The following is a 12,965-nucleotide window of genomic DNA, read 5'->3' on the forward strand; positions in this document are numbered from 1 at the left end:
TGATTCAGAACACGCAATCTGTGCTGCGCTTTCCAATTGGCGGGAATAATAGCGATAAAAATCCCAAATGAAAGTGATAAAGGGTGCAAAATGAAACGTTTTTGGTGAGTTGCATCACGAAATTATCTTTATTTACGGAACTTTTTGTTTGTTGCATTTTATTGCAATAAATGTGTGATTTGGATCGTTTGAGTGAGCGATTTTATGACTTTTTAAGCCAGTCGATTAACCAACATAAATCGTTAGTGATCGGAGTGATAAGGGATTCGTATGTATCCGTGAATCAAAGAGGACGTTTGAATGAAAGAAGTCATGTTATTCCCACTCACTTCAGTTGTACTCCCTGAAGGTAAAATGAATCTGCGCATTTTTGAGCCACGATATAAGCGAATGGTAAAGGAATGCAGCCTACAAAATGTGGGCTTTGGAGTTTGCCTAGTAGGAAGTGAAGGTGACCCTAAAGACGTGGGTAACGTTTCATCTATCGGAACTTTGGTCAGGATCGTTGATTTTGAAACACTCAGTGATGGCCTTCTTGGTATTACAGTTGCTGGTGAGCAACGCTTTGTTGTCAAACGCGTCCGTGCAGATGCGGATGGCTTACGTCATGCAGAGGTTGAATGGTTAGACAATTGGCAACATCCAGACAACTCACCAGATTTCTTCTTTTTAAGCCAGCAGTTATCCCATGTTTATGAAGAGTTTCCTCAACTTGGAAGCCTCTACCAGCATCGTTTTTACGATGACTCTGCTTGGGTTACTCAGCGTTGGCTTGAGTTACTACCCCTAGACTGCAATCTGTTCGAACAGCTAGTCGGCGCAGAGGACTGTATTCCTGCGTTGCAATTTCTGACAGAAGCCATAGAAGCCCCGACTAACAAAGAGGCAAGGATATGAAAGGATTTAATAAAGCTGCGCTAACTATTGTTGCGACATTAGGACTGGCGGCGTGTGGCTCCGACAGTGACACTATCGAGTATTCCAATTTACAAGCAGTGCACGCGTCTTCTGATGCGCCGCTTGCAAATGTGTGGATCAACGATAAACCATCATTAACGAATGTTGATTATGGTGTGGGATCTGGCTACGTTAAATTGCGAGAGGGGATGAATTCGATTCAGGTCGATGTTCAGCTCCCAGGTAATGAAACCGCGACCGTAATACCTAAAACAGAACTAGACCTTGATTCCGACCTCAATTATAACGTGTTCGTTGTTGGCGATGCCGATGGTTCGCCAAACCCAGTTGAGCCCTTAGTTGTGACTCGCAGCTCCGATTCAATGGCTGATGCCAATAGTCTAGATGTTCAAGTTGTTCATGCAGCTTCAGGCGTTCCTGCTGTTGATCTTTATGTCACTGAGCCAGGTGCTGCTCTTGCTAGCGCGACTCCAATAACTAACCTTGCTTACAAAGCTTCTACCGACGTATTGAACATCCCAGCTGGTGAGTATCAAGTTCGACTTGCCGTAGGAGACAGCGTTGCTTTTGACTCGGGCACAGTATCTCTTGCGGCTAATTCCAACTTGACGATTGCCGCTATCGGCACAGGAGATTCGAATAGCACGTCACCTGTCAAACTCTTGGTGTTGGACGGTTCGGGCTCTTCTATAATTGAAGATATGGGCAGCCAAGCTGAAGTAAGAGTCGGACACCTTGTCGATGGAGCGCCTGTCGTCGATGTTAACGTTAACGGGGCGGCCTTCGCTCCTCTTGCCGACTTAGCGTTCAAAGAGATTCGTGGTTATTTGGAGCTCGATGCTGGCGCTTACGATATTGACGTTTACGTGGATGGCACAACAACCAATCCTATTATCGATGTTGACGGATTAATGGTTGCGGGCGGAAAGGATTACAGTGTTTACGCAGTCGGTGTTGTTAGCCCAGCGATTGATATCGAACCTCTGGTTGTTGAAGACATGAGACGTGCAGTGGCAACTAGCGCGACGCTGAATGTGACACACGCTGCGGCTAATCCTATAGCGGAAATGGTGGATATTTACCTCACTACGAGTGCAGGAATAGATGGAAGTGATCCAACCATCGCTAATTTTGCGTATAAAAATAGCGTACAAGGATTATATGTCGCTGAAGGTACATATTATGTAACGGTAACAGTGGCTGGTAACCCAAGTATTGTTGCGGTTGACTCAGCACCAGTCAATGTAATGAACGGTGTTGTGTACCAAGTCGTTGCCATTGATGATGGGAACAACGGTGGTTTCAACTTGTTGGTCGATGACGTGACCGATTAGGACGAATGGGAGGAGGAAATTCCTCCCACAAATTAAGGCCGATTATGATGAGTGATAGCCCGAAAAAACTGGGGCGCAGTGATTGGAACGATTACATGGATAAAGTGAAGGATCGAGACAAAGATGCGTTCGCTTTTGTATTCCGTTTTTACGCACCCAAGCTGAAGCAATTCGCTTACAAACATGTTGGTAATGAGCAAGTTGCTATGGAGATGGTGCAAGAGACCATGGCGACAGTTTGGCAGAAAGCGCACCTCTATGATGGTGAAAAGAGCGCGTTATCGACTTGGATATATACCATAATCCGAAACCTTTGTTTTGATCTGCTGAGAAAACAGAAAGGTAAGGAATTACACATTCATTCTGATGACATTTGGCCGTCAGAGTATTATCCACCTGATCTTGTTGATCACTATTCACCAGAACAAGATATGTTGAAAGAACAGGTGGTTAAGTTTTTAGATATATTACCGAAAAACCAGAGAGATGTTTTACAAGCGGTATATCTTGAAGAGTTACCTCATCAACAGGTCGCGGAATTATTTGATATACCCCTCGGTACCGTAAAATCCAGGCTGAGGCTTGCAGTAGAAAAGCTAAGGCATTCAATGCATACGGAGCAACTATGAACAAACACCCAGATAACAGCTTGTTAGAAGCATACGCTTCGGGAAGCATTGATGCAGTTTCTGGTCTTGTGGTCGCAACCCATTTAGAAACATGCACCAAGTGCCGAGCTTATGTGAACCAAGTCGAAGCAAGTCAAGCGAACATCGTAAGTGACATACCTTCTGAGTATGTTTCTGAATTTGACGACATGTTTAATGACATCATCAATGCGGAGCCAGCGACTGATAATATCGTGATCCGCGACTCTGCTGCTGTTAATGTGGCAGGAAAAAGTTTCGCTCTTCCTAAAACTCTAGCGCGTTTCTCTGACCTCGTAGGGTCATGGAGAAGTTACGGAGGCAAGGTTTTCAGTGCTCAGATTGACCTAGGGGAAGACGCTCGTGTCAGCTTAATGTACATCGGGGAAGATGTGCAAATTCCTCAACATACGCACAAAGGCCTGGAGTCTACATTGATCCTACATGGTGGATTTAGTGACGAGGATGGCCAATATGAAGAAGGCGATTTGATGATTAGAGACGCATCAGTGAAGCACAGCCCTTACACTAAGGCCGGAGAAGACTGCTTGTGTTTAACCGTATTGACTGAGCCGATGATCTTTACTCAAGGCGTGGCACGTATATTTAATATGTTTGGTAAAGGGTTATACCCATAGACTTCTTATCTTATATCTCGCAAAACAAAAACCACCGAATTCGGTGGTTTTTTATATGTTTCGTTAATGTTTGTGACGTGCTTTTTCCAATAGAGCATCAAAGTAATGTCGTAGCGAGTACAACATAATCAAGCTTGGCACGACCATGACAGCGGTAAGCACGAAGAATGTGCTCCAATCATTAAGATAATCCACTAGCTCGCCACTGAAAGAAGCAAGAGTCGTCCGTCCGAAGTTTCCTAGAGAGGCAAGCAACGCATACTGAGTTGCCGAAAATGCTTGCCCGGTTAGAATCGTCAAAAATGAAACAAAAGCGACAGTTGAGAAAGCAGTCGTAAAGTTATCGACAATAATCGTGGCTAAGTACAAGTGCTCGTTTGGGCCTACCGAAGCAATCCAAGCAAACATCAAGTTACTGGCAGACATAGCAATACCGCCGATCATTAATCCACGTACAATACCAAACCTAACATTGAACATGCTTCCGACAAAAGTAAAGAAGATGGTGGCTCCCCAACCGATCAGTTTGGAGTAATAGCCAATTTGTTCATTGCTAAAACCAATATCTTTATAGAACGCGATCGACATCCTGCCCAAAAACGCTTCGCCAATTTTAAATAGGAAAACGAACAGCAACAGAGTAATCGCGACACGGACGCCATTGCGATTAAAGAAATCAAGGAAAGGTTCTACAACAGTCACGGTAAACCAAGCTACGACTTTTGAACCAACCACTTCTTTGTGGCGTTGTTCAGCGGCAGACTGAAGTTGTTCGCGTTGAGTCTTCGGTTCACCGACTAAAATCGTAAAGACCATTAGAATGCCGACTATCACCGCCATCCCGTAGTACACACCATTCCAACCGACACTGTCAGCATTAACAAACGCTAAATAACCCGGTAGTGAATAACCTGTCCACCAGCCAATGACCGCCATTGCAGAAGCTTGAGGCAGTTTAGACTCTTCTGACTTTGGGAAAGTATCAATACGAAAAGCATCAATTGCGATGTCTTGTGTCGCTGAAGCCGTTGCAATGCACAAGGCGAGTAGTGACGCAAACACCAAGTTTTCCGCTGGATTAACGCCGGCAATAAATAGGGTAGCGACGAGTACGATACTTTGGCAAAAGAAAATCCAGCTACGTCTTTGCCCCAGCAGTCTAAAGAGGACTGGCAGCTTCACGCGGTCAACCAGAGGTGCCCACAGAAAGTTGATCGCATAGACCGCAAAAACGCTACCAAAATAGCCAATTGCGGAGAGGGTCAAGCCGGCATCTTTTAGCCAACCTGACATGTTTGAACCGATAAGAACCCACGGAAAGCCGCTAGAGCAGCCCAGCATGAAAACCCACATGAGTCGTTTATCGAGGTAACTTTTTACCGTTTCCAACCAAGTGATGGAAGGTAATGAAGACATAAATCAATCCAATAAAATGAAGCCGTTGAAAGAGAAAGCCCTTCGATTATTCAAAGGGCTTATCGTTTTGGCTATTTAAGTAGTGTAGCTTTGGTGATGACGATTTGCGTCTCTGGTACATCACGCATTCGGCCTACTGTCGTGGTCGGCTGCTGAGCCATTTTCTGGATAACGTCGAACCCCTCAGTAACCTCACCAAATACAGCATAACCTGGTGGTCGAGCGCCATAGTTGAGAAAGTCATTGTCGACTAAGTTGACGAAAAACTGACGAGTTGCAGAGTTTGGTGCATTAGTTCGTGCCATGGCGATGGTAGCACGGTCATTGTTTAGACCATTATTTCCTTCGTTTTTGATTGGCGCGTATGTTTTCACCATCTGCATATCTTGGTTAAAGCCGCCACCTTGCGCCATAAAGCCTGGGATAATACGATGAAAAATAGTACCTTCGTAGCTCCCATCTTCTACATATTTCAGAAAATTAGCGACAGTGATAGGTGCTTTCTCTTCGTTTAACTCAACCGTAAATGAACCAAGGGTCGTTTCAAACGCTACTTTTGGCCCAGCCCAAACGCTGCAGCTGAGTAATGCTAAAGACAGAATCGCTTTGCGTAACATTAGAAACGCTCCTGCATGTATTGACGAAGCTCAGGGTCATTGGCAATCTCTTTAAGCGTCAATGTCACCACATCATTCAATGTCTCTTCAATATCGGCATCAGAAGCACTCAATGTGCCAGATCGCTTTGCTGTACCTGTATAAGTTTTGACTAGCTTGCCCTCAGGTGTCTCTGCTGTGATTTCCAGCACAACTTTAGCATCCATCTCATTTTCCATCACCGAATGCTTCACGTTGACCAACGCTTCTTGAACGCTCAATTCAATCGCGTTGTTGCTGTTTAGATCCGCATGGAAACCTTGAGATGAGAATTGCTTCTCTAATGCTTCTTCTAACGCAATACGTAAATTCTGTTTAGCATGAAGAGGAAGAATGTTCGAACGGCCGTTATCCACCAACGCCACGTACTGCGCTGCACGTACATCTTTGCTGGTCAAACTGTAAGTCTTGCCTTGAACAATTGGATTGGTGCTCAATGTGCTTTCTGGCATCAGGTTCAGCTGAGGTTGTTGAGGGGCTGAACACGCAGCAAGCAACGCAACCGAAGCCGCAAGTACCAATTTTCTCATTTTATTATTCCTTTTAACTATTTTGCTAAAGCTTATTTTGCGCTTAATTTAGCAGGATTTTTTGTAGCCTGTAAAATCACAAACTTATTGTTGGAAGCGATAAGTTTCACATTTTTATCGCCAAACAGACGTTTGAGTTTTGCGTCGTACCCGAGGTGACGATTTCCGATAACCAGTAAACGGCCATTTTCACTTAATACTTGTTTAGCATCGCAGAACATTTGCCAAGCAATATGATCGGTGATTGCCTGTTGTTGATGAAACGGTGGATTACACATAACCATAGAGCTGCTGCTGTGTTTAAAACCGTCCAAGCAATTGTTCGCTATGCACTGTATGTCTCTATTTTCACCAAGGTTGTCGCGTAGGTTCTGTTTTGCCGACTCAAGCGCCATAAAACTTTCATCAACACATGTTAGCCGAGCATTTGGATTCAACTGACCAAATTTAACAGACAGAACACCATTGCCGCAGCCGAGGTCGATGACATTGTCTATCGAAGGGTCTTGAGGCAGGTGCTGCAGCATAAAGCGTGCACCTAAATCTAAACTTTCTCCTGAATAGACATTTGGCATGTTCTTGAGTTCGATATCTTCGCCATCAACGCGCCAAGTCGTGAAAGGCATTACTTCAATCGTAGGCTCAACTGTTGCTTGAGAAAACACCAATCTGTGCTTCTTCCAGGCCAAAGATGTTTTTGTTTCGCCTAAGTATTTTTCAAACAGTTTTAGCGTCGAAGTGTGAATGTCTTTCGCTTTATTGACTGCAAAGACGGGGCAGGAAGCCGGTAGCGCCTTTCTTAATTGGCTTAGTATCCACACTAGATGGCGGTTACTTTTGGGCAGTTGCAGCAAGACGAGATCAATATTGGCAGGAACGAGGTCCATCGTGGTGGCAAACGCTACTTTATTGCACTGGTTTTGCTCGAGATTTTGCTGTGCACCTTTATGTGAGATGAATGAATCACTCATTAGCGTTACATGGTGCTTTTCCGAAAACCAGCAGGAGAGGGCACCAAAGCTGTCATTAATCACGAGGATGTTTTGATTGTCTGGCAAAGCAAGCTCTTCAACATGATTAATAAGATACTCATCACCGGCATCCCACGCTTGTAGCGTTTCGTTACTACGTTTTGGGAAACGATGAAGTGTTAAGCTTCGCTCGTGAAGGTTCAGTTCGGTTTTCATAGCTAAATGTAAGTTGATTTAGAAATTAAGTGTTATTGTCGCAAATGATGACGTGTCGAGATACAAAAAGCTGTCAAATTTTACGAGTTCAGTGATGGCCGCTCTCTAGGCATGTTCATGGAGTCGAGGGCCTTGAGACAATATGTCTACAAAGTGCGTCAATAATGAGAGTGACGTTTGAGTGATGCATGTCTGCTTTACTTAGGTATATACTTATGGAATTCGCATCAATGAGGAACGAATATGATCCAAGAAATCATAGAGAAGAAACTACACAGTGAGCTGCAACCCAGCTATCTCAAAGTCATTAATGAGAGCTACATGCATAATGTTCCACCAGGCTCAGAGAGTCATTTCAAAGTGATTGTTGTGAGTGATTCGTTCGCGGGACAGCGTTTGATTGGGCGCCATCGTCAAGTTCATCAAATTTTGGCAGATGAACTGGATAACCACATTCATGCATTAGCTATTCATACATACACTGATGAAGAGTGGAAGCGTGAACAAGATGGCGCCCCTGATAGCCCGATGTGTATGGGTGGCGGTCACTAAAAACGCAAGATATAAAGGTGCAGAGAAAGGTGGCTTAAGGCCATCTTTTTTCGTTTTACATTCTTTAGGGACGTTAACGTGGCACAAATTCTGGTTAAAAAATGTGTTAACAGTGTTTCAACAAATGAATGGAAATTGCAGAATATTTCAGGCGATGAATATCACTTTTCCATAAGATATGTATGGAATATGGCATTTGTGCGATGGGTCAAAGTTATGACTATTCTTTGACCTTTTAGACCTGATTCTACCGAAATAACCCCTCTATTCTAATGATTGATCATGGCATCAAGTTCCTAAAAAATGCTAGACTACGGCACCTGATAAATCTCGCGTATTCCTTGTGACGAGATTTTTAATAGGATGTTGCGATTTTGATGTTTAAAACAACATCAAAACCGGACACTGATGTCGTGTCTAAAAGTTACGCAATCAAAAGAATCTTTTTCCCGATAAAAGTAGTGCAAGTGCGTATGATTACAATAAAGAAGGGCTTGGATCTTCCTATCGCAGGAACTCCATCCCAGGTGATTAATGATGGTAAGACCATCAAAAAAGTCGCCTTGCTTGGCGAAGAGTACGTTGGCATGCGACCTACCATGCATGTCCGCGTTGGTGATGAAGTGAAAAAAGCGCAAGTTCTTTTTGAAGATAAAAAGAACCCAGGCGTGAAATTTACTGCACCAGCAGCCGGTAAAGTGATCGAAGTTAACCGTGGCGCTAAACGTGTCCTTCAATCTGTAGTGATTGAAGTGGCAGGTGAAGAGCAGGTGACATTTGATAAGTTCGAAGCCGCTCAACTTTCAGGTCTAGATCGTGAAGTGATCAAGACTCAGTTGGTTGACTCTGGCTTATGGACCGCTTTACGTACTCGTCCGTTTAGCAAGGTTCCTGCAATCGAGTCTTCTACTAAGGCTATTTTCGTAACTGCAATGGATACTAATCCACTAGCAGCTAAGCCTGAGTTGATCATTAATGAGCAACAAGAAGCATTCATTGCTGGTCTAGACATTCTTTCAGCCCTGACAGAAGACAAGGTTTACGTATGTAAATCTGGCACTAGCTTGCCACGCTCTTCACAGTCTAACGTAGAAGAACACGTCTTCGATGGCCCTCACCCAGCAGGTCTTGCTGGCACCCACATGCATTTCCTATACCCAGTAAATGCAGAGAATGTGGCATGGAGCATCAACTACCAAGACGTTATCGCGTTCGGTAAGCTGTTCCTAACTGGTGAGCTATGCACAGATCGTGTTGTGTCTCTAGCTGGCCCAGTTGTGAATAACCCTCGTCTAGTTCGTACCGTAATGGGTGCAAGCTTAGATGACCTAACAGATAACGAGCTGATGCCTGGCGAAGTTCGTGTGATCTCTGGTTCAGTACTAACAGGTACACATGCAACTGGTCCACACGCATACCTTGGCCGTTACCATCAACAGGTTTCTGTATTACGTGAAGGCCGTGAAAAAGAACTATTTGGCTGGGCAATGCCTGGTAAGAATAAGTTCTCGGTAACTCGCTCTTTCCTTGGTCACGTATTCAAAGGTCAGTTGTTCAATATGACAACGACGACCAATGGTAGTGATCGTTCAATGGTTCCAATTGGCAACTACGAACGCGTAATGCCTCTAGATATGGAGCCTACTTTGCTGCTTCGTGATCTATGTGCCGGCGACACAGACAGTGCTCAAGCACTGGGTGCGCTTGAACTGGATGAAGAAGATCTAGCATTGTGTACCTTTGTATGTCCAGGTAAGTACGAGTACGGTACGTTACTTCGTGAATGCCTAGATACTATCGAGAAGGAAGGGTAATTTTCATGGCTCTTAAAAAGTTTCTTGAAGACATCGAGCATCATTTTGAGCCTGGTGGCAAACACGAAAAATGGTTTGCCCTGTACGAAGCTGTAGCAACAGTTTTTTACACGCCAGGTATCGTAACAAATAAAAGCTCGCACGTTCGTGATAGCGTTGACCTAAAACGTATCATGATCATGGTTTGGTTTGCGGTATTCCCAGCAATGTTCTGGGGTATGTACAACGCAGGTGGCCAAGCTATTGCAGCACTTAACCACATGTACGCTGGTGACCAACTAGCGACAGTTATCGCAGGTAACTGGCACTACTGGCTAACAGAAATGCTTGGCGGCACTATCGGTGCGGAAGCGGGTGTTGGCAGTAAGATGCTACTAGGTGCGACTTACTTCCTGCCAATCTACGCAACAGTATTTATTGTTGGTGGTTTCTGGGAAGTGTTGTTCTGTATGGTGCGTAAGCACGAAGTTAACGAAGGTTTCTTTGTAACTTCTATCTTATTCGCACTTATCGTTCCACCAACGCTACCTCTATGGCAAGCGGCGCTAGGTATCACATTTGGTGTTGTTGTAGCAAAAGAGATCTTCGGTGGTACAGGTCGTAACTTCCTTAACCCTGCACTTGCAGGTCGTGCATTTCTATTCTTCGCTTACCCAGCGCAAATTTCGGGTGACGTAGTATGGACTGCAGCTGACGGCTTCTCTGGTGCAACTGCTCTTAGCCAATGGGCTCAAGGTGGTAACGGTGCTCTAGTTAACACAGTGACTGGCGCTCCTATCACTTGGATGGATGCGTTCATCGGTAACATCCCTGGTTCAATTGGTGAAGTATCGACTCTAGCTCTAATGATCGGTGCAGCGATGATCGTTTACATGCGAATCGCTTCATGGCGCATCATTGCGGGTGTAATGATCGGTATGATCGCAGTATCGACTCTGTTTAACGTGATCGGTTCTGACACTAATCCAATGTTTAATATGCCATGGCACTGGCACCTAGTTCTAGGTGGTTTTGCATTCGGTATGTTCTTCATGGCAACGGACCCAGTATCAGCGTCATTTACTAGCAAAGGTAAATGGTGGTACGGCATCCTGATTGGTGCAATGTGTGTGATGATCCGTGTAGTTAACCCAGCGTACCCAGAAGGTATGATGCTGGCGATTCTATTCGCGAACCTATTCGCACCTCTGTTCGACCATGTAGTGATTGAGAAGAACATCAAGCGGAGACTAGCACGCTATGGCAAGTAATAACGACAGCATTAAAAAGACGCTGGGTGTTGTTATCGGGTTGAGCCTTGTTTGTTCAATCATCGTATCAACAGCAGCAGTAGGTCTGCGTGATAAGCAAAAAGCTAACGCTGTCCTAGATAAGCAATCAAAGATCGTTGAAGTTGCAGGCATTGACGCAAACGGTAAGAAAGTACCAGAGCTATTTGCTGAGTACATCGAACCTCGTCTAGTAGACCTTGAAACAGGTAACTTTACTGAGGGTAATGCATCTACGTACGATCAACGTGAAGCATCAAAAGATGCAGAACGTTCAATCGCATTGACACCAGAAGAAGACGTAGCTGATATCCGTCGTCGCGCGAATACAGCAGTGGTGTACCTTGTAAAAGATCAAGATGAAGTCCAAAAAGTTATCCTGCCTATGCACGGTAAAGGACTATGGTCGATGATGTATGCCTTTGTAGCCGTTGAAACTGATGGTAACACTGTGTCTGCTATTACTTACTACGAGCAAGGTGAAACTCCTGGACTTGGTGGTGAAGTAGAGAACCCTTCATGGCGCGATCAATTCATTGGTAAGAAATTGTACAATGAAGATCACCAGCCAGCGATTAAGGTCGTGAAAGGCGGCGCACCGCAAGGTTCTGAGCACGGTGTTGATGGCCTATCAGGAGCGACGCTCACTAGTAATGGTGTTCAACACACATTTGACTTCTGGTTAGGTGATATGGGCTTTGGTCCTTTCCTAGCAAAAGTTCGTGACGGAGAACTTAACTAATGTCTAGTGCACAAAACGTTAAAAAGAGCATTCTAGCGCCAGTATTGGATAACAACCCAATCGCGCTACAAGTTCTTGGTGTATGTTCTGCTCTTGCAGTAACAACTAAACTAGAAACAGCTTTTGTAATGACACTAGCGGTAACATTTGTAACTGCGTTGTCTAACTTCTCTGTTTCATTGATCCGTAACCACATTCCTAACAGTGTGCGTATCATCGTTCAGATGGCAATCATCGCATCGTTAGTAATCGTGGTAGACCAAGTGCTAAAAGCTTACCTATACGATATCTCTAAACAGCTATCTGTATTCGTTGGTCTGATTATCACTAACTGTATCGTAATGGGTCGTGCTGAAGCATTCGCAATGAAGTCTGCGCCAGTACCATCTCTTATTGACGGTATTGGTAACGGTCTAGGTTACGGCTTCGTTCTTATCACTGTAGGTTTCTTCCGTGAGCTATTTGGCTCAGGCAAACTATTTGGTCTAGAAGTTCTACCTCTAGTGAGCAACGGTGGTTGGTACCAGCCTAACGGCCTAATGCTACTAGCACCATCAGCATTCTTCCTAATCGGCTTCCTTATCTGGGTAATCCGTATTCTGAAACCAGAACAAGTAGAAGCGAAGGAGTAAGGACGTCATGGAACATTACATTAGTCTGTTAGTTAAATCGATTTTCATCGAAAACATGGCTCTGTCTTTCTTCCTAGGTATGTGTACTTTCCTTGCCGTATCTAAGAAGGTTAAGACCTCTTTCGGCCTAGGTGTTGCAGTTGTGGTAGTTCTGACTATCGCTGTTCCTGTGAACAACCTAGTATACAACCTAGTTCTGAGAGAGAACGCGTTAGTTGAGGGCGTGGACCTTAGCTTCCTAAACTTCATCACCTTTATCGGTGTAATTGCAGCACTTGTACAGATTCTAGAGATGGTCCTAGACCGTTTCTTCCCACCTTTGTACAACGCGCTAGGCATCTTCCTACCGCTGATCACAGTAAACTGTGCAATCTTCGGTGGTGTATCTTTCATGGTACAACGTGACTACAACTTTGCTGAATCGATCGTTTACGGTTTCGGCTCTGGTGTGGGCTGGATGCTAGCAATCGTTGCTCTTGCAGGTATCCGTGAGAAGATGAAGTACTCTGACGTACCTCCAGGTCTACGTGGTCTTGGTATCACATTTATCACTGTAGGTCTTATGGCGTTAGGCTTTATGTCTTTCTCTGGTGTTCAACTGTAAGTCGGGTAAACCGCAACAATTAAGGAA

At 44.6% G+C, this 12,965-nt stretch carries 14 protein-coding genes; 10 read left to right on the forward strand and 4 right to left on the reverse strand.

The features are described from left to right. The first annotated feature begins 300 nt into the window (after window positions 1-300). The 4 genes from R7Q48_RS13675 to R7Q48_RS13690 are packed head-to-tail and all read left to right on the forward strand — an operon-like array spanning window position 301 to window position 3,537. Window positions 301-897, forward strand: a complete 597-nt coding sequence (locus tag R7Q48_RS13675) for an LON peptidase substrate-binding domain-containing protein (RefSeq protein WP_225473681.1) — start codon at window positions 301-303, stop codon at window positions 895-897. Continuing rightward, the gene (locus R7Q48_RS13680; RefSeq protein WP_256903026.1) at window positions 894-2,252 is read left to right on the forward strand and encodes a DUF4397 domain-containing protein; all 1,359 of its coding nucleotides are present in this window, start codon (window positions 894-896) and stop codon (window positions 2,250-2,252) included. The genes R7Q48_RS13675 and R7Q48_RS13680 overlap by 4 nt, the downstream gene beginning before the upstream one ends. A 44-nt stretch (window positions 2,253-2,296) precedes the next feature. Then, window positions 2,297-2,881 (forward strand): RNA polymerase sigma factor, encoded by a 585-nt coding sequence (locus R7Q48_RS13685; protein WP_017636022.1) that lies wholly within the window; start codon window positions 2,297-2,299, stop codon window positions 2,879-2,881. Next, on the forward strand, window positions 2,878-3,537 hold the full coding sequence (locus tag R7Q48_RS13690; RefSeq protein ID WP_005380256.1) for a ChrR family anti-sigma-E factor: 660 nt from the start codon (window positions 2,878-2,880) through the stop codon (window positions 3,535-3,537). Before R7Q48_RS13685 ends, R7Q48_RS13690 begins: the two co-directional genes overlap by 4 nt. A 63-nt stretch (window positions 3,538-3,600) precedes the next feature. Here the strand turns inward: R7Q48_RS13690 and R7Q48_RS13695 are convergent, their stop codons facing one another. The 4 genes from R7Q48_RS13695 to R7Q48_RS13710 form a co-directional block, all read right to left on the reverse strand. Further along, complete coding sequence (locus R7Q48_RS13695; RefSeq protein WP_005380257.1) at window positions 3,601-4,953, reverse strand: AmpG family muropeptide MFS transporter; 1,353 nt, start codon at window positions 4,951-4,953, stop codon at window positions 3,601-3,603. A 71-nt stretch (window positions 4,954-5,024) separates the two neighbouring features. After that, window positions 5,025-5,570, reverse strand: coding sequence for a peptidylprolyl isomerase (locus R7Q48_RS13700; protein ID WP_005380258.1), 546 nt, complete (start codon window positions 5,568-5,570; stop codon window positions 5,025-5,027). Next, the gene (locus R7Q48_RS13705; protein ID WP_005380259.1) at window positions 5,570-6,139 is read right to left on the reverse strand and encodes a YajG family lipoprotein; all 570 of its coding nucleotides are present in this window, start codon (window positions 6,137-6,139) and stop codon (window positions 5,570-5,572) included. Before R7Q48_RS13705 ends, R7Q48_RS13700 begins: the two co-directional genes overlap by 1 nt. Window positions 6,140-6,171: 32 nt before the next feature. Further along, window positions 6,172-7,326, reverse strand: coding sequence for a methyltransferase (locus R7Q48_RS13710; RefSeq protein ID WP_256903027.1), 1,155 nt, complete (start codon window positions 7,324-7,326; stop codon window positions 6,172-6,174). A gap of 243 nt (window positions 7,327-7,569) precedes the next feature. Between R7Q48_RS13710 and bolA the strand changes: the two genes are divergently transcribed. The 6 genes from bolA to nqrE all read left to right on the forward strand — a co-directional run bounded on the left by bolA (window position 7,570) and on the right by nqrE (window position 12,938). Further along, window positions 7,570-7,878 (forward strand): transcriptional regulator BolA, encoded by a 309-nt coding sequence (gene bolA / locus R7Q48_RS13715; protein ID WP_005380262.1) that lies wholly within the window; start codon window positions 7,570-7,572, stop codon window positions 7,876-7,878. Window positions 7,879-8,351: 473 nt separating this feature from the next. Continuing rightward, a complete protein-coding gene (locus R7Q48_RS13720) occupies window positions 8,352-9,692 on the forward strand; it encodes a Na(+)-translocating NADH-quinone reductase subunit A (RefSeq protein ID WP_042521444.1) in 1,341 nt (446 codons plus the stop codon). 5 nt (window positions 9,693-9,697) lie between these two features. Next, window positions 9,698-10,942 (forward strand): NADH:ubiquinone reductase (Na(+)-transporting) subunit B, encoded by a 1,245-nt coding sequence (locus R7Q48_RS13725; RefSeq protein ID WP_005380265.1) that lies wholly within the window; start codon window positions 9,698-9,700, stop codon window positions 10,940-10,942. Then, window positions 10,932-11,702, forward strand: a complete 771-nt coding sequence (locus R7Q48_RS13730) for a Na(+)-translocating NADH-quinone reductase subunit C (protein ID WP_005380267.1) — start codon at window positions 10,932-10,934, stop codon at window positions 11,700-11,702. Before R7Q48_RS13725 ends, R7Q48_RS13730 begins: the two co-directional genes overlap by 11 nt. Next, the gene (locus tag R7Q48_RS13735) at window positions 11,702-12,334 is read left to right on the forward strand and encodes an NADH:ubiquinone reductase (Na(+)-transporting) subunit D (RefSeq protein WP_005380269.1); all 633 of its coding nucleotides are present in this window, start codon (window positions 11,702-11,704) and stop codon (window positions 12,332-12,334) included. Before R7Q48_RS13730 ends, R7Q48_RS13735 begins: the two co-directional genes overlap by 1 nt. A 7-nt stretch (window positions 12,335-12,341) precedes the next feature. Further along, on the forward strand, window positions 12,342-12,938 hold the full coding sequence (nqrE, locus tag R7Q48_RS13740; RefSeq protein WP_005380270.1) for an NADH:ubiquinone reductase (Na(+)-transporting) subunit E: 597 nt from the start codon (window positions 12,342-12,344) through the stop codon (window positions 12,936-12,938). Window positions 12,939-12,965: the final 27 nt, after the last annotated feature.

It is taken from the genome of Vibrio sp. 378 (assembly GCF_033339435.1).

Excerpts from the sequence above, each read along its gene's own strand:
- R7Q48_RS13675 (WP_225473681.1), top strand. The coding sequence starts at position 301 with ATGAAAGAAGTCATGTTATTCCCACTCACTTCAGTTGTACTCCCTGAA.
- R7Q48_RS13680 (WP_256903026.1), top strand. The coding sequence starts at position 894 with ATGAAAGGATTTAATAAAGCTGCGCTAACTATTGTTGCGACATTAGGA.
- R7Q48_RS13685 (WP_017636022.1), top strand. The coding sequence starts at position 2,297 with ATGATGAGTGATAGCCCGAAAAAACTGGGGCGCAGTGATTGGAACGAT.
- R7Q48_RS13690 (WP_005380256.1), top strand. The coding sequence starts at position 2,878 with ATGAACAAACACCCAGATAACAGCTTGTTAGAAGCATACGCTTCGGGA.
- R7Q48_RS13695 (WP_005380257.1), bottom strand. The coding sequence starts at position 4,953 with ATGTCTTCATTACCTTCCATCACTTGGTTGGAAACGGTAAAAAGTTAC.
- R7Q48_RS13700 (WP_005380258.1), bottom strand. The coding sequence starts at position 5,570 with ATGTTACGCAAAGCGATTCTGTCTTTAGCATTACTCAGCTGCAGCGTT.
- R7Q48_RS13705 (WP_005380259.1), bottom strand. The coding sequence starts at position 6,139 with ATGAGAAAATTGGTACTTGCGGCTTCGGTTGCGTTGCTTGCTGCGTGT.
- R7Q48_RS13710 (WP_256903027.1), bottom strand. The coding sequence starts at position 7,326 with ATGAAAACCGAACTGAACCTTCACGAGCGAAGCTTAACACTTCATCGT.
- bolA (WP_005380262.1), top strand. The coding sequence starts at position 7,570 with ATGATCCAAGAAATCATAGAGAAGAAACTACACAGTGAGCTGCAACCC.
- R7Q48_RS13720 (WP_042521444.1), top strand. The coding sequence starts at position 8,352 with ATGATTACAATAAAGAAGGGCTTGGATCTTCCTATCGCAGGAACTCCA.
- R7Q48_RS13725 (WP_005380265.1), top strand. The coding sequence starts at position 9,698 with ATGGCTCTTAAAAAGTTTCTTGAAGACATCGAGCATCATTTTGAGCCT.
- R7Q48_RS13730 (WP_005380267.1), top strand. The coding sequence starts at position 10,932 with ATGGCAAGTAATAACGACAGCATTAAAAAGACGCTGGGTGTTGTTATC.
- R7Q48_RS13735 (WP_005380269.1), top strand. The coding sequence starts at position 11,702 with ATGTCTAGTGCACAAAACGTTAAAAAGAGCATTCTAGCGCCAGTATTG.
- nqrE (WP_005380270.1), top strand. The coding sequence starts at position 12,342 with ATGGAACATTACATTAGTCTGTTAGTTAAATCGATTTTCATCGAAAAC.